A 20,776-nucleotide genomic window follows, 5' to 3' on the forward strand; every position below is an offset into this window, starting at 1 on the left:
CCGATTAACATAAAGCCATAATCTTACGTGGCCTAAAATGTATAATTTATGTCCTTTGAGCCAAATACATTAAGCTGTAATTTTGATATATGGACAATGGCCCACAAAAAAAACAAGTAATAATTGTAGCGACGGCAGGAACAACCCTGATCAATTTTTCAGGCCCAGCCGATGTTTTTACTCATGCCGACAAAGTTTTAAGTTTATCCGGATCAGCAATGGGTTATAATGTTTTGATTGTAGCACCCACTATAGATAAGAAAATTATTTGCCCAACTGGGATTGAGATAGCTTGTCAATTTTGTGCAATGGAAATTAAAACCCCTATTGACACGCTTATCGTAGCTGGTAACGACTTTCAAGCCTTGAAAAATCCGGAATATGATGATTTTTTTAACTGGCTATCGTCTTTAAACGAAAATAATACGCGCCGGATAGGCTCAGTTTGCGGCGGCGCTTTTGCATTAGCCAGGGCAGGAATATTAAACGGCCGGAAAGCCACCACACATTGGGATCTCAGCAAACGGTTAAAAAAAGACTATCCCTTAATAGATGTAGATAGTAGTGCTTTTCTTACCACAGATGGGCATATCTACACATCTGGCGGCGTTACCTCAGGAATTGATCTTGCGCTGGCTTTGGTAGAGGAAGATCATGGAAAAGATATTGCTATACAGGTTGCCAGAAAATTAGTTTTTTATCTAAACAGACCGGGTTTTCAGGTTCAGTTTGCCAATTTGTTACCGGTTTATGAGAGTTCCAATATCGCCAGCAAACTGCAGAATTGGTTTATGGAAAATCTGCACGAACCATTGGATGTGGTCAGGATTGCAAATCATTTGAATATGAGTCCTCGAAACTTTACACGTGTATTCCATAAACAAACAGGTGTGCCACCTGCCAAATTTATTGAAAAACTCCGGGTCGAAACCGCACGGAAATACCTGGAGGACTCAAATATGTCTATAGAAGGTATAGCCGAAAAGTGTGGTCTGGGTGGCCTGGTTTCTATGAGGCGTACCTTTCTGAGGCACTTAATGACCACACCATCCGATTACAGGCGCACATTCCGCACATCACATAGCACAAATTAATATATAATAAAATGAAAATAGCAATTAATGGATTTGGCCGCATTGGAAGAATGACACTCCGGGCCTTGCAAAACAAGCCGGAGATAGAAGTTGTCGCGGTTAATGACCTTACCGATATCAAAACACTCACCCATCTATTAAAATATGATACCGCACACGGGCGCTTTCCGGGAGAAGTTACCAGTGATGCCGATGCCATTGTGGTAAACGGTAAAAAAATACTTCTGCTAAGTGAAAGAGATCCCGAAAAACTTCCCTGGAAAGATCTAGGCATTGATGCGGTTATAGAATCAACCGGACGATTTACAGACAAAGCTGCGGCCCAGGCGCATATTAATGCCGGCGCGAAGAAAGTATTGATTACCGCACCAGCTACTGGTGGGGTTAAAACCATAGTACACGGCATTAACAACGAACTTATAGAGAACGATCAGATCTATTCAACCGCCTCCTGTACCACAGGTAGTATTGCCCCGGTTTTGTATATACTCGACAAGGAATTTGGGATCGAATCTGGATACATGGTTACCGTACATGCGTTTACCGCTGATCAAAATCTGCAAGATGCCCCTCACAAAGATTTAAGAAGAGCTCGGGCTGCGTCGTACTCCATTATTCCAACAACAACCGGCGCTGCTAAAGCAATAGGCGATGTACTGCCAAACTTGAAAGGAAAAATGGACGGCTACTCTTACCGTGTCCCGGTGATTGATGCTTCAATTGTGGATTTATCCATTAACTTGAAAAAGGAAGTGTCTGTTAACGAGCTGAATGATTTATTTAAATCTTATGCAGAAAACTCGCTTAAAGGTATACTGGAATATACAGAAGAGCCCCTGGTATCATCAGACATACTCGGAAACACACACTCTTCTATTGTAGACGGCAGTCTAACTAAAACGCTCGGAAAATTAGTAAAAGTGGTTGCCTGGTATGATAACGAGGTAGGGATTTCCAACCGAATAGCAGAGCTGGTGTCAAAGCTATAAATCAGCAAGTCATACATTCCTGATTTAATCTTCGTGAATCAGGAATGTATTATTTATCGGTGATAAGGGCGTAAAACTCCCTCAAGGTATTTCAGGGAGATGTTCAGTGATGATTATCTCCTTTTTTAATCAATATACGCTAACAAATAGTTCAATGATATTAAAAACTTACGTTAAGCCGTATACCTGTTTGGGCAAGATTAACCCGGTATACCGAAAATTCTTTATTAGGTAATTTAATAAAAGGCTCGATAAATAGCTTTTGCCCGTGCAGTATTGGGTATTCATAACCTACTGAGAAATTATAAATAGAAATCAGCTTGTTCTTTTCGAGCTGACTGGGTGGCACCGCCTCAGCAACCGCATAACCGGCGGTTACCAGCGTTTCAGAAAATGCAGTACCCGTCGGGTCAATATAATTTACGATACTGCTCTCGGCCCGTGTAAAAATCAGTTGTTGCTGCTGGGATTTGATAGAATATAACGAGGCCCCGAATTTGGTATAAAAGCGCCTGGTTAATTTATACTTCAGCTCAAACGGAATCTCCAACCCTCCCAGATTAACCTTTATGTTGGTAAGCACCTTTTCCGGATCAGAAAAATTATTATCATGAGCAACATTTTTAAGCGCACCTAACTGATTAAAATAAAAACCAGAACTGAATGCCAATCTGTGCGAAAGCTGATATGTAACAAACGCTCCTGCACCAAACTGATGCTCCTGCCCGTAACTTACCCCATTACCAACCGATAGCCCCAATTGCCACCTTTTTCTAAATTCACTATTTTGATGGCTTGGCAAATGTTTAGCAAGGGTATTTGCCGGAGGTACCAACGATGTTGGCAATACCGCCAAAAATTGTATGCCCGGATTGGTATTGATAGTATCACCTATAGTTGGCGGTATCCTTTTTAGTTGCATGGCTGATAAAATATCAGCAAGTCCTTTATCCGGATGAACAGCCGGGTTAGGTTGATAGTGTTGCCGGTGTTTATACTGCACATACTTGCCCGGGCTTTGCGGCAAAACTTTAATAACAGGCATGTTCTTAAAGGGCACCTTTAAAACAATTATATTTTGTTGTTTTTTTTGTAAATATTTACCAGCAATCAAGAATAAAAATAAGGCTACTAAAATAACCGCGGCAGCAATGGCAAAACGTTTGAGTGAAATGATACGCGGTGATTTCTTTTTCTCCTGTTTGTAAAAATCTTCCCAGGCACCCGTTCTATAATCCAGCTCAAAATCATTGAGCTCATCTTTGATGATATCAATTAATTCTTTTTTCATAGCTATCATTTATTGATTGTTCCTGATAAAATGTCCGAAGGTTTTTTTTTGCCCTGGCCAGCACAACACGGCTGTGGCTTTGGGAGATGTTTAATTCATCACTTATTTCCTCATGAGTAAAGCCCTCTAATTCATACATGTTAAATATAATACGCTGTAAAGCCGGCAATTGATTAAGCAACTTCAAAATATCTGATACATGAAGCCTGCTTAACACCATTATATGGTCTGAAGGAAGGGTTGCTTCATCAGGATAATCAGCATAAATATGTTTCTTATTAGCCCTCATGCAATCAATACTTGTTCTTGACACTATCTTACCAGCCCAGCCGCGAAAAAGCTTATGTTGCTGCTCTGTGTCCTCTGGCATCACAAAATGCTTCAGATTATTAAAAATCTTAACAAAGCTGTCATTAACCACCTCTTCGGCTAAATAATGTCCGGCCACATAACGAACGGCTATTCCCATTAAAAACCCGTAGAACGATTTATACAGCAGCTCCTGAGCTTTCGAGTCATTATTGACACATTTGAGAATTAATTCCTGGAATTTCAATACAGGTTTGATCACAAGGATTCTATATAGATAAGTAACTTGGGGACAGCTGAACATTTACGCATTACCAGCAAACTATTTACTGCTGATGATGCTGAGTTTTAATTTCCCTATAGAAGTATTATCTGATTTAAAGCCCTTGACATAAACCGTATATAATTTACCATTTTCAAGTTTTACATCATTAAGGGTAGCTATAGCAGCTGCCTGCGCATTCTCCTTTATCTGAAAGTTGTAATGCTCGCCGGCTGGAAGCGTTTTAAAAAGAGTAGCTTCCCTGAATGGCAATTGCTCAAATAAGGCGGCATCCGTCCCGCTTACATACAAATTTACAGGCTTCGTATCTGCCCCCACATTGATAAACCGGACTCTGGCTTTATCATTAACAGGTGTCAGATCTTCCTGAGTAATCACAAAAAGAGGCGCGTATGGCAATTCTTTAAGCGAAGCTATGAAAGCCGTATAATAACGGTCTTTTCTGAGGTTGACAGAAGCATTGATCAACACCCGGGATTCATTTTTTAAACTAATAGAAAAAGTTTGAGAACCCGCCGTCACGCTGGCATACGGCAAAACGGTGTCATATTTCAGTGGTGCCTGATTATATTTTACGCCGTTAATTTTAAAATCAAGCTGCCAGGTGCCGGCAGACGCGTCAACAACAGACAGGTTAGACTTACCAGGGGTATCGTCGCTTTTATTTTTCTTACATGCTGTGAACGATGCAGCAATAATAATCCCGAAAATCGGGGCTATTAATACCTTGATAAAATGTTTTGAAAGTATGGTCATGGTAATAGGGGTTAACTGCTTTAAAATTTTCCGTAATACGGAGCTCGCAGGAGCAGCGCAACAAATGAAAACACATTTTTCAAAAATTTAATTGCCTTTAACATCTTTTAACTATCGTTCCTGTTTAAGGCCACCCAGGTACCCATTGAGCAGCAGGTAGTTTTTATATTTCATTCAAAAAATTATTTGGATGTTTTCTGAATTAAATAATATCTTTGCTACTAAGATACTTATTAAATAAGATAAAAATGGATAAGGAAGTACTACAACGGATACGAAGACTGAGCCAACAATATGCATACACCTCCATTCAGATGCACGAGGCAGTTGCCCGAAAGGCAGGATTCTCTGGAACTGACCATAAATACCTTGGATTTTTCTTGAAAGAGGGATCGATGACCGCCGGTGAGCTTTCCAATTTAACCGGATTAACTACCGGTGCTGTTACAGGGTTAATAGACCGGTTTGAGAAGAAAAAACTGGTGAAAAGAAAATTTTCCAAAGACGACAGACGGAAGGTTATCATTGAACCAAACACTAAAAACATAATGGACCTGATGGCCCCGCTTTATAAAGAATTCAGGAATAAATCGGAAGAGCTAATAGCTTCATTTGCCGAAAAAGAAGTTGAAATTCTTGAAAACTATTTTTTAAAAGCGATTGATATCATGAATGAAACAACAACGGGTCTCAACAGTAAATAATCAAAAAATGAAAAACACGAACTCTTATGTGCTAAGTTTCCGGGAAACCGACAAAACAAACCTGGCAACAGTTGGGGGTAAAGGTGCCAACCTGGGTGAACTTGCCGGGATTAAAGGAATCAATGTACCCGATGGCTTTTGTATTTCTACCGAAGCTTTTATCAAGACCATAGCAGAGATGCCATCGATTAATGAGTTGCTTGATCAGTTATCTTACCTAAGCGTAGAAGACCGAGTTAAAATTGGTGTCCTCAGCGGCGAGATTCGCAAAGCCATTGAAAAAGCATCTATTCCTGAAGATATAGCAAATGAAATTGCAAATTATCTCACAAAGTTCGGTGTAAAAGATGCCTTTGCCGTACGCTCCAGCGCTACGGCCGAAGATCTGCCTTCAGCCTCTTTTGCGGGCCAGCAGGATACCTATTTGAACGTTATCGGAACAGAAGCTGTCCTGAAGCATATAAGTAAATGCTGGGCATCATTATTTACGGATAGGGCAGTAATTTACCGTATCCAAAACGGATTCGGCCATCGTAAAGTTCACCTGTCGGTTGTTGTTCAAAAAATGGTTTTCCCCGAGGCATCAGGGATTCTATTTACCGCCGACCCCGTTACCGGTAACCGGAAAGTGTTATCCATTGATGCCGGCTTTGGGCTTGGCGAGGCCATGGTATCAGGCTTGGTGAGCGCCGACCTTTATAAGGTACATAACGGGGAGATTATCGACAAAAAGATATCAACCAAAAAAATGGCTATTTATGCCTTAAAAAATGGAGGAACCCATGAACAGGAGATCGGACACGAAGAGCAGGAAAAACAAGCACTGACAGATGAACAGATCCTGGAGCTTGAGTGCATAGGCAGAAAGGTTGAAGAACATTTCGGCAACCCGCAGGACATTGAATGGTGTTTGGCCGGGGATAGTTTTTATATTGTACAAAGCCGGCCGATCACCACCTTATATCCGATCCCGGAAGTGGACGACCAGGAAAATCACGTTTATGTATCTGTCGGCCATCAACAAATGATGACCGATGCCATGAAACCATTAGGGTTATCCTTTTTTCTGTTAACCACCCCGGCAACCATGCGCACAGCCGGCGGAAGGTTATTTGTTGATATTACACAAATGCTGTCTTCTACGGCTGGCAGACATACCTTATTGAATGTTCTTGGAAAATCTGATCCGCTCATTAAAGGTGCGCTTACAAGCATCATAGATCGGGGAGATTTTATAAAATTATTATCGGAGGATAAACAAAACCCAGTTCCTGCTAAAAGCCCTGCAAATGCGATGCATAGAGATTATCAGGCACTGAATGACTATGATCCGGCGATCGTTTCTGAGTTGATCAGGAGTAGTCAAAATCTGATAGAATCGTTAAAGCAAAACATCCAACGAAAATCGGGCACAGATCTGTTTGATTTTATCCTGGAAGATATTCAGCAACTCAAAAAGACCTCAGCCGATTCGCAAAGCTTTAATGTAATCATGACTGGCATGAATGCTTCGGCATGGGTTAATGAAAAAATGAACGAGTGGTTAGGTGAGAAAAACGCGGCGGATACGCTTGCCCAATCGGTACCCAACAATATTACATCGGAAATGGGACTGGAACTTTTGCATGTTGCCGATGTGATTCGCCCTTACCCCAAGGTAATTGCGTATTTAAAACAAGTAAAGGATGATAACTTTTTGGATGAATTGATCCGATTTGATGGCGGGCAGGAAGTCCGGGGGGCTATCGATACTTATCTCAACAAATATGGAATGCGATGTGCCGGAGAAATTGATATCACGAAAACCCGTTGGACAGAAAAACCATCGACGCTTGTCCCTATTATACTCAATAATATCAAAAACTTTGAGCCTGGTGCCGGCAGCCGAAAATTTGAACAAGGGCATAAGGAGGCATGGAGAAAAGAACAGGAACTATTACTCCGGCTGGCTGCATTACCAGATGGCGAACACAAGATGAAAGAAACCAAACGAATGATCGACCTGATCAGGAATTTTGCCGGTTATCGTGAATATCCAAAATATGCTATAATCAGCCGTTACTTTGTTTACAAGCAGGCTTTAATGAAAGAAGCAGAGCAGCTTGTAAAAGCCGGTGTCATTCATAAAAAAGAAGATATTTACTACCTCGGCTTTGAAGAACTCAGAGAGGTGGTACATACCCATAAACTGGATTACCAGATCATCAATAAACGAAAAGATGAGTATAAGTTATTTGAAAAACTGACACCTCCGCGTATTATGACGTCTGATGGTGAGATCGTTAACGGCAAGTACAGTCATGAAGATCTACCGGTCGGTGCTATTGCTGGTCTGGCTGTTTCTTCGGGGGTTATAGAAGGACGGGCACGTGTTATCTTAAACATGGAAGATGCCGATCTGGAAGATGGGGATATATTGGTTACCGCATTTACTGACCCCAGCTGGACACCCTTGTTTGTATCCATCAAAGGTTTGGTTACTGAAGTTGGCGGACTAATGACCCATGGTGCCGTTATCGCACGTGAATATGGCTTACCCGCTGTCGTTGGGGTGGATAATGTAACCAAACTGATCAAGGATGGGCAACGGATCAAGGTAAATGGAACTGATGGATTTATAGAAATACTATAAGTTGAAGCGTTTTGAATGATAAAAAGAAGTGGATACACCACTAAATGGAATTGCTACACGATAATTAAGGACAGCGAACTAAATTTTTAATCAAAATATTATATTTAATTGCTTTTATTTATAATGATTCTAAATAGTTGTCTATATTTGTCCAAAATTAGCGTCCAGTGTCAGGCAATAACCAATACCCCCAAGTAGTTTTTCACTTAAACGAGCAATCCTTTCAGCAGCTTTACCGGACGTATTGGAAAAAGGTTTTTACTATTTGTTATGCCACGTTGAAGGATGAAGATATAGCTGCCGAGCTTTCTCAGGATATATTTGAATCTTTATGGAAACGAAGAAACACGCTCCAGATAAATGCCTCTATAGAACAATACATTTTCAGATCGGCTAAGCTTGAAGTGTTTGAGTATTGCCGTACCACATCAAACCGGCAAAAACACCTGCAAAATGTTGTTCAAAACCAGGCAACAGAAGGCACTTACACGGAAGACACGCTAAACTATAACGAACTGTACAAAACCATTAACGGCCTCATTAACAGGCTACCTTATAAATCGCAGGAAGTTTATCGTTTAAGTCAGCAACAAGGATTGGATAAAAAGTCGATAGCTTCCACCTTGCTTATATCCGAAAAAACGGTTGAATACCACCTCTATAAAGCCCTGAATTTTCTCCGGGAAAATTTAGCCGTTGATTAAATAAATCAAAAAAGCAGTCAGGATATTTGCTCACCCTATTCCTCTCTAAAATTTTCCCTGCTGACTATCTGCCACTTATATATTATTTAGAATTAGTCTTAGGAAAAATAAAGAATTAATCGGCTATGTTAATGAATGCGGCACGTAGCCCGCATTTCATTAAATGAAAATAGAAATAACACAGGAATTACTGGAACGATATCATCAGGGTAAATGTACTACAGATGAGCAGTTTGCAATTAAACAATGGCTGCAAAACATAACAGAAAGCGATTTTACCATATCGCCCCCTATTGATGTACAGGGTGTTGAGGATAAAACCTGGATAGAATTATCCAGCCGGATATTCCTTGAGAAAAAAACCCACAAAACAAACTGGACATGGCTGATCAGCGCAGCTGCAAGTACTATTTTGGTGCTGGGCATTACCTTTTATATTTATCATTCTTCAGGGAGTCATCAACAAAAAGATAGTAACCTCATAAGTTATCATGAAGTAAAAGTCCCCAGAGGTAAAAAAGCCACTTGTACCCTACCCGATGGAACAGTTATCCAGCTAAACTCTGATAGCAAATTGCGGTATCCCGAAAAATTTACAGACACATCAAGAGTTGTAGAATTTGAAGGCGAAGCTTTTTTTACCGTAGCTAAAGACAAAAAACGTCCTTTTTCCATCAATAGCAAACAGGTGCTTGTGCGGGTTTTGGGGACTCATTTTAATCTGAGAGCCTACCCCGAAGAAAATAAAACCGATGTAGTAGTTGAAGAAGGGCGTGTAATGTTTTCTCCAAAAACAAAAAAGACCTCTTTAATACTTACTGCTAATCAGCAAGGCGTGTATGATAACGATCAGTCATTAAAACAACAAAATGTTTACGCCGCTGCCTATTATAGCTGGCGCACTAATCAGCTGCAATTCAGAGATCAGAAACTTAGTGATATAGCATCCACCCTGGAACGCTGGTATAATGTAAGGGTGCTTATTAATAATCGCTTATTAAGAAATGAGCGTTATACCGGACGATTTAACAATCCCGATATAAAAAGTGTATTGAACAGCCTGGAATTTGCTGTAGGCCTTCATTATCAAGTAACCGGAAACATTGTAACCATTTATTAATCAAGCACTATGCCCATGTAGAAAAATATAGAAATAAAAATTCCCGATGCTTCATCGCCAAACTACAACATCGGGATTTGCTCAACTAATCCTTAATTAATTAAACATTTAAACGAAAATATGAAACAGGTACCTACTTACCTCAAAAATTTAACTAAATATTCTTCCAGCTTTGCTCACAAACACTTAAAAGTTGCTTCTAAAGTATTATTTATTATTGCTTTAACACTTTTTAACACCGCTAATTTATTTGCCCAACAGGATGTACTTGATAAACCCCTAACCATTAAATTAAGTAACATTACTTTGGCCGATGCCTTGCTGGCCATTGGCGATAAAGCAGCTGTAAGTATCTCCTACAGCAATACCAGGCTCGATGCTCAAAAGATCGTAAACGTAGATGCCACCAATCAACCCGTCAAAAAAATATTACATGATCTAATGGGCGCCAACCTTAAATTAAAGGTACAAGGCAGTGTGATCACTATTCAAACAACCGATAACAAACCGGTAACTTCTATCAACTTAAATAATAATCTGAATGAGGTAGTAGTAGTTTCTTCCCGCTCGCCGCAGCATATCAGCGAAATACCAGGAACTGTTTGGATTGTTGACAGCGCCAAGCTACAGTCTCAGATCAAAGCAGGTGTACCGCTTAAAGAAGCTTTGGGTATCCTAATCCCGGGCCTGGACATTGGTAACCAGGGACGCTCCAATTACGCGCAAAACATCCGCGGTCGAAATATATTGGTGATGATTGATGGGGTATCTATCAACAGCACCCGTAACACCAGCCGCCAGTTTGATGCTATCGATCCATTCAATATCGAAAAGATCGAAGTACTATCCGGAGCAAGCTCCGTTTATGGCGGCGATGCCACCGGTGGTATCATCAACATCGTAACCAAAAAATCAACATCAGAGAAACTGGCTTTCCAAACCGAAGTAGGCGGGCGCAGCGGCTTAGGCCATGGCGACGATCATGACTTACGCGTAGCGCAGTCTATCGCGGGTGGTAACAATTTTGTAAAAGGCCGCTTAGGCTTTGCTTATCAACAAAATGGAGCGGCTTATGATGGCGACGGGCACCAGATTATTATTGATACCAAGCAAGGCGATCTGCAATACAACCGCAGTATTGATCTGTTTGGCAATATCGACGTTAAACTGAAACATAACCAGAGCATCAGTCTGGATGCGCAATATTACAATTCTAAATACAACAGCGATCATGGCTTATTCTTAGGGAACAACCTGGCAGGCGCATTACCGGCTAATGCCAATAATAACGTAGCTCCCGATCCATCACTATTGAATGTACGCAAAGGTTTTGATGCCGATGTGGTGCCACGCAGTAAACGCATATTTATCAATGGCCAATACCGTATTGGTAACATATTAGGTGGTCAGAGCTTTCAGTTCCAGGCCTTTGTACGGTCTGAAAGATTAGATTTCAGCCCCTCATTTCCGGAAGGCATCGTACAATCGCGCGATCTTACCGTTGCGCCGGGTAATGTAAAACCTTTACCACTGGCAGCATCGCGCCAAAACACCGATGTATACGGCTTTAAGGCGGTTTTAGCCAAACAGTGGGACAAAGTAAAAGTAACCTACGGCGCCGATCTTGACCACGAAAAATTTGTAGGTAAACAGGCCTTCTTTGATACCGACTTAAGCTATAGCTCGGGTGGATTGATCAATAAAACGGCCAGCACTTTAGAGCGTTATCCAGGAAACCGCATATTGGGCATATCGGGCTTTGCCCAAGCCAGCTGGGAAATTGTGAATAACCTTACCCTTTCCGGAGGGATACGCCAGCAGCATATGAATGTAACTGTTGATGATTTTGTACGCTTTCAGCAGCAGGTATCTGTGAACTACGGCGTGGGTACCTCGGCAGATAAAATCCCCGGGGGTAAAAACGACTATAATGTGACCTTATTTAACGGTAGTTTGATCTATAAATTCAGTAACAAGGCTCAACTATGGGCAAACTACTCACAAGGTTTTTCGGTACCAGATCCCACCAAATATTACGGTACCGGCTCTTATGTACGCGATGCCGATAACTGGAAACTGGTTAATAGCATCAACGTAAAAGATGCCCCACTAAGTGGCATTAAAACCAACCAATATGAACTTGGCGGCAGGCTAAGTGACGAAAGCGGTTTTAAAGGCCAAATAGCAGGTTTTTATTCCGTATCAGATAAAGCTATCCTCATCAATACCAGCAATTTCACCATATCTGTTACCGATCAAAAAGTGCGCAATTATGGTTTTGAGGGCGAACTAAGCTACAGCCAGCAGCCAAAAGGCTTAATAGTTGGCGTTTCTGGTCAGTTTATTATTTCGGATATCAAGACAGATAAAGGATATCAGCGCAATTCTATCATAACCACCAATCCATCCAAATTTGTGAGCTTCGCAGGCTGGCAAAGTCAGGATTTCTCGGTGAGGTTACAAGCCGTGCGTTCACTCGATCTGAAAGATTATCAAAATCTGGAGCTTAAAGGCTTTACCACATTTGACCTTGTAGGTAACGTAAAATTACCATTAGGCGCTTTATCTGCCGGCATCCAAAACCTTTGGGACAAGCAGTATCTGACCTTCTGGGGACAACGCTCCGTTCTATTTTACGGCGCCCCGGCCAAACTGTACCAGTACTACGGTCGCGGCAGAACATTTTCTTTAACCTATACCATCAGTTATTAATATATAAACAGTATTAAGTAGCTAGTATCAAGTATCACGACTTTCTTAAAACGGCATATCGTTTCAGAGATCTTAATACTTGATACTAAATTAAAAAACATCGATACCTATGATAACACCATCCAACACCCCCCATCAGGATGAGGCTCTATTAGAGGCCTTAAGCACCGGTACGTCTTTTGAAGATATATTTTACGAAGGCTCGTCCCAGGAATATCTGAAGGCCATGAGCCTGGCCAGCCAATCGGTAGTTAATTTTTTGCACGATAATAAAAAACCGTTCAGCGGTGTAACAGCGGCCCAATTACGCCCGCAGTTTGAATCTGTAGATCTCAGCACTCCCCTGCCCGATTATGAAAGCCTGATGAGCGAGGTGGAATCATTATACACCAAACACGCGGTTACCTTCCATCACCCCAAATATGTGGCGCATTTAAACTGCCCGGTGGTAATACCAGCTATTGCTGCCGAAGTATTGATCAGCGCTATCAACTCCTCGCTGGATACCTGGGATCAAAGCGCAGGGGGAACGCTGATAGAGCAAAAAATGATTGAGTGGACCTGCAACGAAATTGGTTTTGATCAGCATGCCGATGGCGTGTTTACCAGTGGCGGTTCACAAAGCAACATGATGGGTTTACTATTGGCCCGTGATCATTATTCGGTAGAATACCTGAAGCACAATATCAAACAAAACGGATTGCCACCCGAAGCATCCCGCTTCCGGATTTTTGTTTCTGAGGCAGGGCATTTCAGCATCCAGAAAAATGCCGCAATACTGGGCCTTGGCGAAAAGGCCGTAGTGAAGGTTAAAGCCGATCGTACCTTCCGGATGAATACCGTTTTGCTGGAAGATGCCATACAGCGGGAGCTCAAACAAGGCAATATCCCCATAGCTGTTGTAGCTACTGCAGGCACCACCGATTTTGGCAACCTTGATCCGCTGGAAGCTATAGGTAACATAGCAGCCAAATACAAATTGTGGTATCATGTTGATGCGGCTTATGGCTGCGGTTTATTACTCAGCAACAAGCATCGGTATTTGCTAAACGGTATAGAAATGTCTAATTCCGTTACTGCCGATTATCACAAGGCCTTTTTTCAACCGGTTAGCAGCAGCGCGTTCTTGGTAAACCACAAACGGTACCTGGGACTGATAACACATTATGCCGATTACCTGAATCCGAAAGATCAGCACTCAGACGAAATTCCGAACCAGGTAAATAAATCCATCCAAACCACCCGCCGCTTTGATGCCCTTAAGTTGTGGTTCACCCTTCGTATTATGGGTAAGGAGAAATTAGGTGGCTACATAGAAAAGATCATTGAAACAGCCGAAAATGTGGCGCATATCATCAGCACCGACAGTGATTTTGACCTGCTGAATTACTCAGACCTATCGGCATTGGTTTTCCGGTATAACCCTTCGGTTTTGCACACGGCCAACCTCACCCAAATGAACCAATACATAAAAGCCCAGCTCTTAAAATATGGCGACGCGTTGGTAGCTGGCACCAAGGTTCATGGCGAATTCTATCTCAAATTCACGCTGCTCAATCCGCTTACTACTACCGCTCATATTAAAAACATTCTATTAAACATCAAAAAACATGGAAACGAATTCATTAAGTTTAATTAACCTTAGAGAAGAGGCTGAACAGGTAAATTACACCGCAATGCTCAACAGTTATCTGCGTGAGTTTAGCAATTGGAGCCGTTACCTGGGCGTACCTAAATATGACGAGGCATTAGCCTCTCATTTCCGGTCGACCGGGTATGATTTTCATATCCGTATTGATTTTTCATCTATCGGTTCAGAGGTATATGCACCCCTGGATTATTATTCGGAAAGCGGCAGGCATATATTCCATTTCCCGATCGTAAAACGCGATCTGTTAACAGATGAGATCACCGAATTGAGCCCTGTTGATATGATAGGCATAATAGTTCAGTATGCGCAAGAACAATATCCGGAAATAGCCGCAGATATTACCCGGGATCGCTTGTCGAACAGCATTGAAAACCTGGAAAAATATCTCGAAAATTTCATCAAACACGATTTGAATGCCAATGACATAGAGATGGGTTTTATCCGGGCTGAGCAATCGCTTATTTTAGGTCATAGTGTACACCCATTACCCAAATCGAAACAGGGTTTTAATAATGATGACCTGTTTAAGTATTCGCCCGAAACTGCGGGACGTTTCCAGCTGCATTATTTTTTGATAGATGCCAGTCATGTTATTCAAAAAACCGCAGACGATATTTTACCATCAGTTCAGTTAAAAAATGAACTATTACCTCTTGCTGCCAACGATGCCAGGGTGATGGAATTATTAAATACTCACCCCACATTTATCGTAGTACCTATGCATCCATGGGAAGCGAATTATTTACTACAACAGGATGATGTTTTGGCTTTACAGCAGGATGGCAAACTGTTTAGTCTGGGTGATTGGGGAGCTGAGTTTACACCAACGTCTTCGGTACGTACCGTTTATAACGAAGAGTGTGACTGGATGTTTAAATTCTCCCTGCATGTTAAGATCACCAACTCCGAGCGTATCAACCTGTATCCCGAATTGCACCGAGGTTATGATATTTCGCGCCTGTTAAAAACTCCATGGGGGCAAAATCTGCAGAAAGATTTCCCTGAAATTGATTTTATTGTCGACCCGGCCTTTATCGCCGTTACCGATAATAACGGAGAGGTGATCAACGGTTTTAATATCAGCATCCGTCGCAATCCTTTTAAGAACGAGGCACAGCATAAAAATGTAACCTTAATAGCCGCGCTTTGTCAGGATAGCATCCTGGGCGAACCGTCAAGGCTCACCAATATCATTAAAACCGCCGCCCAAAAATCAAACAAACTGGTTACCCGCGTGGCCGAAGACTGGTTTAAACAATACCTGCATATCTGTATCAGGCCCATGGTTTCCATTTTAAATAAATATGGACTGGCCTGCGAGTTTCATCAACAGAATGTGATGGTGGAGTTGGACAAGAACCTGTTCCCGGCAAAGCTTTATTTCAGGGATAACCAGGGATTTTTCTTCCGCACGGGTAAAGCTGATGATATTTTAGCGGCTATCCCGGGCATTGCTGATGAAAGTAAATCAATCATCGACGAGGATTATATCGCCCCTAAATACACCTATTACCTCATGATGAATAACCTGTTGGGGGTAGTAAACGCGTTTGGGGTGAACGGCCTCGCCGATGAAAAACGCCTGCTGGATATTGTTTATAAAGAGCTGAAAAGCCTGGAAGCGATAGACGAAACCGGACTGGTGAACTATATTATCAACAGCCGCGACTGGAGTGTGAAAGGCAACTTGCTTACCAGTCTGCATAATATGAACGAGGCTAATGTTTCCTTGGAATATCCGGCAGTTTATGTAGATCATCCAAACCCGCTCAACAAATTTTTCTTCTGCAAAAACTTGATCAAACCGGAACGAAAAGATATTGTTTACTCCCGTTATTTCCCTAAGGAGGATGTAACCCTGAGCATCCGCCCCTTTGATATTGACCGCGACCTGGAAATGGTGCACGAATGGTTTAATCAGGAACAAGCCAAACCCATTTGGAAAATGGATGGCCCGATACGCGGACTGGAATTGTTTTACAGAACAATTATCCCCGGCGACGCTACCCATAGTTTTATTGGTGAAGTAAATGGTGTACCCAACTTTACTTTTGAACCCTACTGGCCGGCCCGCGACCTGGTGGGTGCCTATTACGAATGCCTGCCTACAGATTACGGCACCCACTTACTGGTGGCCCCAGCAGAAAAGGAGAAAAAGTTTGCTTATCAGTCGCTTCAGGTAGCCTTAGACTATTTGTTTGCCCAGCCTGAGGTTGGAAAATGCATAGGCGAGGCGGCGGTAGAATCCAGAGCGATGCGTGCGCTGGCCAACAGAATTGGTTACCAGCAGCAAAGGGTGATAGATATGCCGCATAAAAGCGCCAATCTTACCTTTTTATATCGCGAATGGTATTGGGAAAAAAATCCCGGGACAAAAGAAATCTGGATTGCAGGACAATAGGACGTTGGGACTATGAGATTTTTGGACTTTTGGATTATGGGGTTATGAGAGTTAATATGTGAATTCGAACGTCTCATGGTTAAATAGTCCAAAAATCCCACAGTCCCCTAATCTTTAATCTAAAAAAATTGAAAACGAAAAAAATATATAATCTCATCGGTATTGGCATAGGCCCTTTCAATTTGGGGCTTGCCGCTTTGACGGAGCCGATAGACGAACTCACTACCCTGTTTTTGGATCGTTCGCCGGCTTTTGATTGGCATCCGGGTTTAATGCTCAGTAACGCTACTTTACAGGTGCCATTTATGGCCGACCTGGTGACCATGGCCGCCCCAACCAGCAGATACAGCTTCCTTAATTTTTTAAAAGAAACCAACCGGCTTTACAAATTTTTTATCCGCGAAAACTTTTTTATCCTGCGTAAGGAATATAATGTTTATTGCAAATGGGTCGCTGCGCAATTATCCAGCTGCTTGTTCTCCAGGTCGGTTGAGGCTGTGGAATACCTAGAGGCTGCAAAGCATTATAAAATTAAGGTTATTAATAGTTTAACCAATCAACCCGAGGTTTACTATGCCGAAAAAATTGTGTTGGGCACTGGTACAGAGCCTCGTTTTCCGGATTTCATGAAGGATATAGAAGCGCCAAACATATTGCATACTTCTAATTATCTATATAAAAAAGTCGATGTATTGAAAGGCAGGTCGGTAGCGGTAATTGGATCAGGACAAAGCGCGGCCGAGGTTTTCCAGGACCTACTGCCTCATATTGAAGATGGCTTGCAGCTCAGCTGGTTTAGTCGCCCGGATCGATTTTTCCCGATGGAATATGCGAAACTGACTCTTGAGCTCACTTCGCCCGAGTATGTGGATTACTTTCATAACATGCCTGTAGAAAAACGTAAAGCCGTATTGGCCAAACAGCCACCACTGTACAAAGGCATCAACTTCGATCTCATCAACCAGATATTTGATACGCTTTATGAAATGAGTGTTGATGGTGCCCATTTAAATGTTCAATTACGTCCCAATTCGCAGCTGGATAATATCAAAGTAAATTCCGATGGTTCAAATGAACTGCAATTTACCCATGTACAGCAACAGCAAGCTTTCACGCACCAGGCCGATTACGTGATACTGGCAACAGGATACAAGTACAATACGCCGGCGTTCATCAATAGCATTCAACAGCGCATTGCCGTTAATGAGGATGGTCTTTTTGATGTAAAACGCAATTACAGTATTGATATCAATAACGATGAGATCTTTGTACAAAATGCAGAATTGCATACCCACGGCTTTGTAACACCCGACTTGGGCATGGGCGCCTACCGCAATTCCTGCATCATTAACCAGGTTACCGGCCGGGAAATTTATAAGGTTGAGCAGCGGATCGCTTTTCAGCAGTTTAGTATATAATTCAGAAGACACATGTTGTGCCTCTACAAAAAATAAATGTAGAGACGCATTACATCTGTCTTATTAATCCCAAAATCTATATGGATAACCGTAAAGATTTTATACTTACCATGAACCTGCGCAAGGTCATGTGGCAAACCTCCTGGCCCGCCGTAGCTGCTATTGTGCTATATGGGTTGAACAACTTTCTGGATGCCTTACTGGTTGGCCGTTTGGTTGGCCCGCAAGCCTTAGCTGCTGTAGGCCTGGCCTATCCCCTGTCGCAAATTGTAATGGGCTTTGGCCGACTGATTGGTACCGGGGCTTCGGCAGCACTCAGTATCTGGCTGGGTGCTAATGATTCGGCAAAGCTTAAACAATTGTTCGGCAACCTCAACGTATTAGCTATTGTTTGCGCCGCCATCTTTGCTATCCCTGCTTATGTCTTTGCCGAAGCCTTGCTTGCACTCATGGGCGCTAAAGGCGAACTGGTTGTCATAGCAGCCAGTTATTTTAGGGTAACGCTCATAGGTTCGGTATTCTGGATCCATGGGTTTTCTGTCAATATGCTTATCCGGGGCGAAGGAAAGATGAAAACAGCCGCCTGTATGATAGGTATCGGGCTCCTGATCGACATTATATTAAAACCTATTTTTATTCTTGTTCTCCACGGGGGCGTAGCCGGGGCTGCCTGGGCAACCAATACGGCCATGTTCATCTACTCGGCCATGGGACTCATTTACTTTGCCCGCAATAAAAGCCCCTTCCGGGATGAATGGTATTCATTAAAACCGACTAAAGCTGTAGCCAAAAAAATAATAACACTGGGCTTTCCCGAAATGCTGTTTTCTATCATGTCAGTAGTACAAAGTATGCTTATATTGCAAGCCATTTCCAGGTATGGCACCCAGCAGGATCTGCTTTTTTACACCATTGTGAATCGCTTTTATTTACTATTGCTCACACCATTATTTGGCCTGATGCGGGGCCTGCAACCTGTGGCCGGCATAAACTATGGAGCCGGCAATATGCTAAGGGCAAAAAAGTCGCTGCTCATCGCCATCACCGCAGGTATTGTGATCATTTTGCCATTTTGGATCGTTGCGCTGTTTTTTCCCAATGCATTATGGGCATGGATGGTTCCGCATGTGGTTCTGTCAGCAGTGCACATTTTAAATCTGCGCATTTATTTATCGGTATTGCCATTTTTACCAGTTATTGTAATGGCTCTAGCTTATTTCCCGGCTATTAACCAGGCCAAAAAGGCGAGTCAGCTGGCTATGTTCAGGCAGTTATTTTTTTATCTTCCGGCTACATTGATACTTCCGGTATTTTTTGGTGTTAACAGTATTTTCTGGGGTAGCGCGGTTATTGAGCTCCTGGTTATATTAATTACCCTTTGGATGTTGAAACGGCCGGTATTAAAACCAAGTTTAAAAACAATCTGAGAGTTATTTAAATCCTAAATACAATCAGGGCAAACTTATTCGCCCCGGGGTTTTAGTACAAAGTGTTTACCTTTGCCAAATGGCCGGCATCTACATACATATTCCTTTTTGCAAACAGGCATGTCATTACTGTGATTTCCATTTCAGCACCTCACTTAAATACAAAGATGATCTGCTACAAGCGCTGGTAAAGGAAATCAAGCTCCAAAAAAACTATCTGGATAATGAAACTGTAGAAACCATTTATTTTGGAGGAGGTACCCCATCTTTATTGGAGGCTGATGAAATCAACCTGCTCATCAATACCATTACAGAACTGCACACGGTATCGTCCGTTGCCGAGATAACTCTGGAGGCTAATCCCGATGATTTGGATGATGCCAAAGTAAAAGCATTGCGCCAAACCGATGTAAACCGCTTTAGCATCGGAATCCAATCGTTTTTTGATGAGGACCTACTTTGGATGAACCGGGCCCATCGCAGCAGGCATGCTGAAGCGTCTGTAAAAAGAGTGCAGGATGCTGGCTTTGAAAATATCACTGCCGACTTGATCTACGGCTACCCGCTATTAACCGATACCAAATGGAAACAAAACCTGGATAAAATATTTGAGCTATCCATCCCTCATGTATCTTCCTACTCCATGACGGTTGAGCCACAAACTGCGCTTGCTGCTTTTATCAGTAGAAAAAAGCAGCAGCCTATGAATGATCAGCAAAGCGCCGCACAATTCACGGTATTGATGGATGCCATGACCGATCATGGCTTTGATCATTATGAGATATCGAACTTTTGCAAACCCGGGCATTATTCCAGGCATAATTCCAACTATTGGCAGGGGGTAAAATATCTGGGAATAGGTCCATCGGCTCATTCTTATAATACTGAAGCCCGTCAATGGAATATTGCCAATAATGCCAAATATATTCAAGGTATTGAAAGTGGTAAGTTACCTGCCGAAACAGAAACACTTACCGAAGAGAACCGCTTGAACGAATATATCATGACCTCCATCCGCACCATGTGGGGGCTCGATCTGGATAAATTAAATAGCATAGCCAAAGCATCGGCAACCCAACTATTGATTGCTGCCCGCCCCTATTTTGATACGGAATGGCTAAGGCAACAGGATAATATTTTATATCTTACTGCAACAGGTAAACTTTATGCCGATAACATAGCGGCTGGCCTGTTTTTTTAATTAATTTATAGTATTTAAATCAGTAAGTTGTAAAAATTTATAGGGTCAACAAAAACCGTTATGGAATGCTTCCCGTATCTTCTT

At 42.2% G+C, this 20,776-nt stretch carries 15 protein-coding genes; 12 read left to right on the forward strand and 3 right to left on the reverse strand.

The features are described from left to right. Positions 1 to 89: 89 nt before the first annotated feature. Both FHW89_RS13635 and gap read left to right on the forward strand, forming a co-directional pair. Complete coding sequence (locus FHW89_RS13635) at positions 90 to 1,094, forward strand: GlxA family transcriptional regulator (RefSeq protein WP_172335603.1); 1,005 nt, start codon at positions 90 to 92, stop codon at positions 1,092 to 1,094. 11 nt (positions 1,095 to 1,105) lie between these two features. After that, the gene (gene gap / locus FHW89_RS13640) at positions 1,106 to 2,083 is read left to right on the forward strand and encodes a type I glyceraldehyde-3-phosphate dehydrogenase (RefSeq protein WP_172335604.1); all 978 of its coding nucleotides are present in this window, start codon (positions 1,106 to 1,108) and stop codon (positions 2,081 to 2,083) included. A gap of 160 nt (positions 2,084 to 2,243) precedes the next feature. On the opposite strand, the gene FHW89_RS13645 is transcribed toward gap, so the two are convergent. Genes FHW89_RS13645 through FHW89_RS13655 form a run of 3 tightly spaced genes read right to left on the reverse strand, consistent with a single transcriptional unit; the run spans position 2,244 to position 4,722 of the window. Further along, a complete protein-coding gene (locus FHW89_RS13645; RefSeq protein ID WP_172335605.1) occupies positions 2,244 to 3,374 on the reverse strand; it encodes a hypothetical protein in 1,131 nt (376 codons plus the stop codon). Next, positions 3,355 to 3,945, reverse strand: coding sequence for a sigma-70 family RNA polymerase sigma factor (locus FHW89_RS13650; RefSeq protein ID WP_172335606.1), 591 nt, complete (start codon positions 3,943 to 3,945; stop codon positions 3,355 to 3,357). The genes FHW89_RS13645 and FHW89_RS13650 overlap by 20 nt, the downstream gene beginning before the upstream one ends. Positions 3,946 to 4,005: 60 nt before the next feature. Further along, positions 4,006 to 4,722 carry a DUF4397 domain-containing protein gene (locus FHW89_RS13655; protein ID WP_172335607.1) on the reverse strand — a complete coding sequence of 239 codons (717 nt, stop codon included), beginning with the start codon at positions 4,720 to 4,722 and terminating at the stop codon, positions 4,006 to 4,008. Between the two features lie 248 nt (positions 4,723 to 4,970). On the opposite strand from FHW89_RS13655, the gene FHW89_RS13660 reads away from it, so the two are divergent. The 10 genes from FHW89_RS13660 (at position 4,971) to hemW (ending at position 20,692) form a co-directional block, all read left to right on the forward strand. Then, a complete protein-coding gene (locus FHW89_RS13660; RefSeq protein ID WP_172335608.1) occupies positions 4,971 to 5,426 on the forward strand; it encodes a MarR family winged helix-turn-helix transcriptional regulator in 456 nt (151 codons plus the stop codon). Between the two features lie 7 nt (positions 5,427 to 5,433). After that, positions 5,434 to 8,058 carry a phosphoenolpyruvate synthase gene (ppsA, locus tag FHW89_RS13665; RefSeq protein WP_172335609.1) on the forward strand — a complete coding sequence of 875 codons (2,625 nt, stop codon included), beginning with the start codon at positions 5,434 to 5,436 and terminating at the stop codon, positions 8,056 to 8,058. A gap of 167 nt (positions 8,059 to 8,225) precedes the next feature. After that, a complete protein-coding gene (locus tag FHW89_RS13670) occupies positions 8,226 to 8,762 on the forward strand; it encodes an RNA polymerase sigma-70 factor (protein WP_172335610.1) in 537 nt (178 codons plus the stop codon). Between the two features lie 163 nt (positions 8,763 to 8,925). Continuing rightward, complete coding sequence (locus tag FHW89_RS13675) at positions 8,926 to 9,882, forward strand: FecR family protein (protein WP_172335611.1); 957 nt, start codon at positions 8,926 to 8,928, stop codon at positions 9,880 to 9,882. A gap of 120 nt (positions 9,883 to 10,002) precedes the next feature. Beyond that, a complete protein-coding gene (locus FHW89_RS13680; RefSeq protein ID WP_172335612.1) occupies positions 10,003 to 12,594 on the forward strand; it encodes a TonB-dependent receptor in 2,592 nt (863 codons plus the stop codon). A gap of 109 nt (positions 12,595 to 12,703) precedes the next feature. Next, positions 12,704 to 14,233, forward strand: coding sequence for an aspartate aminotransferase family protein (locus FHW89_RS13685; RefSeq protein WP_172335613.1), 1,530 nt, complete (start codon positions 12,704 to 12,706; stop codon positions 14,231 to 14,233). After that, positions 14,205 to 16,646, forward strand: a complete 2,442-nt coding sequence (locus tag FHW89_RS13690; RefSeq protein ID WP_172335614.1) for a GNAT family N-acetyltransferase — start codon at positions 14,205 to 14,207, stop codon at positions 16,644 to 16,646. Before FHW89_RS13685 ends, FHW89_RS13690 begins: the two co-directional genes overlap by 29 nt. 128 nt (positions 16,647 to 16,774) lie before the next feature. Next, the gene (locus tag FHW89_RS13695; protein ID WP_172335615.1) at positions 16,775 to 18,064 is read left to right on the forward strand and encodes a lysine N(6)-hydroxylase/L-ornithine N(5)-oxygenase family protein; all 1,290 of its coding nucleotides are present in this window, start codon (positions 16,775 to 16,777) and stop codon (positions 18,062 to 18,064) included. A gap of 80 nt (positions 18,065 to 18,144) precedes the next feature. Beyond that, the gene (locus tag FHW89_RS13700) at positions 18,145 to 19,491 is read left to right on the forward strand and encodes an MATE family efflux transporter (protein WP_172335616.1); all 1,347 of its coding nucleotides are present in this window, start codon (positions 18,145 to 18,147) and stop codon (positions 19,489 to 19,491) included. A 79-nt stretch (positions 19,492 to 19,570) separates the two neighbouring features. Further along, positions 19,571 to 20,692 carry a radical SAM family heme chaperone HemW gene (gene hemW, locus FHW89_RS13705; protein ID WP_172335617.1) on the forward strand — a complete coding sequence of 374 codons (1,122 nt, stop codon included), beginning with the start codon at positions 19,571 to 19,573 and terminating at the stop codon, positions 20,690 to 20,692. The last annotated feature ends 84 nt before the right edge of the window (positions 20,693 to 20,776 follow it).

The organism is Mucilaginibacter sp. SG564 (assembly GCF_013149275.1).
In the GTDB taxonomy this organism is placed as follows: domain Bacteria; phylum Bacteroidota; class Bacteroidia; order Sphingobacteriales; family Sphingobacteriaceae; genus Mucilaginibacter.